Raw genomic sequence first — 1,923 nt, 5'->3', positions numbered from 1 at the left:
CAATATTGGCGTAGGTCCAGATCGCCGGATGCGAATTGTTGAGCCGCGCAGCGTTTTCGGCCGGCATGCCGAACGCATCCCATCCCATCGGGTGGAGGACGTTGAATCCCTTGCCGCGCATGACGCGCGCGACGACATCGCCCATCGCGTAATTGCGGACATGGCCCATGTGAATGCGGCCCGACGGATAGGGAAACATTTCGAGGACATAATATTTCGGCCGCGGATCGTCATTGGCCGTCAGAAAAGTCTTACGGTCCTGCCAGATTTGCTGCCATTTGGGTTCGACTTCACGCGCGTTGTAACGCTCAGACCGCCCTGCCATTTCAGTTCCTACGCGACATCGGAAATTGCTTGCAAAGAGCATGATTTCGTCGCGGCGGTCAATTGTATAACGCCGCCGCGATGCCACGCTGCGGCAAGCTTGATTCGCGGCCTTTCCCTTCATAGACCTGATCCGCGACGGCGCGCTCATGCGCGGCGCATGATGTTTTGGAATGGACCGCGAGAGTGACGATGGAACAACGAGATCCTTTGCCGGCGACTGGCGGCCTTGCCGAGGTTCGCGCCCGGATCGGACGGGCCTGTCGCGATTTCGGCCGACCGGACGAATCCGTCCAGTTGATCTGCGTCTCGAAAGGTTTTGGCGCGCCGGACATTCTTCCTGTCCTCCACGCGGGGGAGCGCATTTTCGGCGAGAACCGCGTGCAGGAGGCCAAGGAGAAATGGCCGCCGCTTCGCGCGCAATTCCCGGATGTGACCTTGCACCTGATCGGCCCGCTGCAATCCAACAAGGCGGCGGAAGCCGTGGCTTTGTTCGATGTCATCGAGACCGTCGACCGGCCGAAGATCGCCTTGGCGATCGGCGCCGCGATTCGCGCAAGCGGCACGGCGCCGCGCCTCTATGTTCAGGTGAACACCGGCGAAGAACCGCAGAAAGCCGGGGTTGCGCCGCGTGATCTGGCCGCGCTGCTGGCCTTTTGCCGCGACGAGGCGCAGGTGACGATCGATGGCCTGATGTGCATTCCCCCCGCCGATCAACTGGCGTCGCCGCATTTCGCGTTGCTGCGTCAGCTCGCGACGCGACACGGTTTGAAGGAGCTGTCGATGGGCATGAGCGGCGATTTCGAACTGGCGATTCAGATGGGCGCGACCAAAGTCCGTGTCGGCTCGGCCATTTTTGGCGAGCGTCGCACGAAAACATCGCCGATCGCGATCTGAGGTTTTGCGCCGAGACGGAACTGGATTTTCCGCAAATCATCGGCCGCCAAGGCCACGCATCCCGCGGTCGGGCGATAGCCGTCCTGCGCCAGATGGAGGAAGATGGCGCTACCGCGTCCCAGAATACGGGGACGCGCGTTGAAATCGACGATTCCAACCAGATCGTAAAGCCCGTCCTCGCGCCACAGCGTTTCGGCCGAAAAAGCGAAGGGAAGCCGGACGGGACGATTGTAGCGCCAGGACCGGGGATCGTCGCACCAACCGTTGGTCCTCGACAGGGGGCGACAGTCGGCGCGAAAGACCGTCCATCGATCGGGGCGCCTTAGCCAGGCGACGATGCGGAAACGTCCAACCGGGGTGATCGAATCGCCCTCCCGGCGTTTGACGCCGACGCCATTCTTGCCGACCGAACAGGGAAAGCTTTGCGCGCCGATCCGGATCGTTCCACGCGGCGGACGGTCCGGCAGATTTGGCAGCATGCGCACAAAAGCCCGCGAAATAAGGCGTGCGCCGCGTCCCTGGAACACGTCCGCCTTTTGACGACGGCCTCGATACAGCGTAGATTCAGTCGGAAGCAAGGAATTTCACCCCATTCGGCCGATTGGCCCTCCCCATTATCCGTCGCGCCGGTAACAGGATCGTTCATGTCGCAAGTCCGCCGGATCTTGATTGTCGACGACGATGCTCTGCTGCGGCTTTCCC

The 1,923-nt window shown here is 61.8% G+C and carries 3 protein-coding genes; 1 reads left to right on the top strand and 2 read right to left on the bottom strand.

Going from position 1 to position 1,923, the window contains the following annotated elements; all coding sequences use genetic code 11:
- The coding region (locus ACE3S9_RS19105; protein ID WP_374548062.1) for a class I tRNA ligase family protein at positions 1-325 on the bottom strand (325 nt) is incomplete at its 3' end.
- Positions 326-516: 191 nt separating this feature from the next.
- Between ACE3S9_RS19105 and ACE3S9_RS19100 the strand changes: the two genes are divergently transcribed.
- Entirely contained in the window at positions 517-1,221 is a 705-nt protein-coding gene (locus ACE3S9_RS19100; protein WP_374548060.1) for a YggS family pyridoxal phosphate-dependent enzyme, read from the top strand.
- On the opposite strand, the gene ACE3S9_RS19095 is transcribed toward ACE3S9_RS19100, so the two are convergent.
- Positions 1,140-1,700, bottom strand: a complete 561-nt coding sequence (locus tag ACE3S9_RS19095) for a L,D-transpeptidase (RefSeq protein ID WP_374548059.1) — start codon at positions 1,698-1,700, stop codon at positions 1,140-1,142. The two genes, ACE3S9_RS19100 and ACE3S9_RS19095, sit on opposite strands and share 82 nt — an antisense overlap.
- Between the last annotated feature and the right edge of the window lie 223 nt (positions 1,701-1,923).

Source organism: Rhodoblastus sp., assembly GCF_041915505.1.
In the GTDB taxonomy this organism is placed as follows: domain Bacteria; phylum Pseudomonadota; class Alphaproteobacteria; order Rhizobiales; family Beijerinckiaceae; genus Rhodoblastus.
Note: the sequence above shows the minus strand (reverse complement) of the source record. Positions and strands in the feature narration are given on the sequence as shown.

Excerpts from the sequence above, each read along its gene's own strand:
- ACE3S9_RS19100 (WP_374548060.1), top strand. The coding sequence starts at position 517 with ATGGAACAACGAGATCCTTTGCCGGCGACTGGCGGCCTTGCCGAGGTT.
- ACE3S9_RS19095 (WP_374548059.1), bottom strand. The coding sequence starts at position 1,700 with ATGCTGCCAAATCTGCCGGACCGTCCGCCGCGTGGAACGATCCGGATC.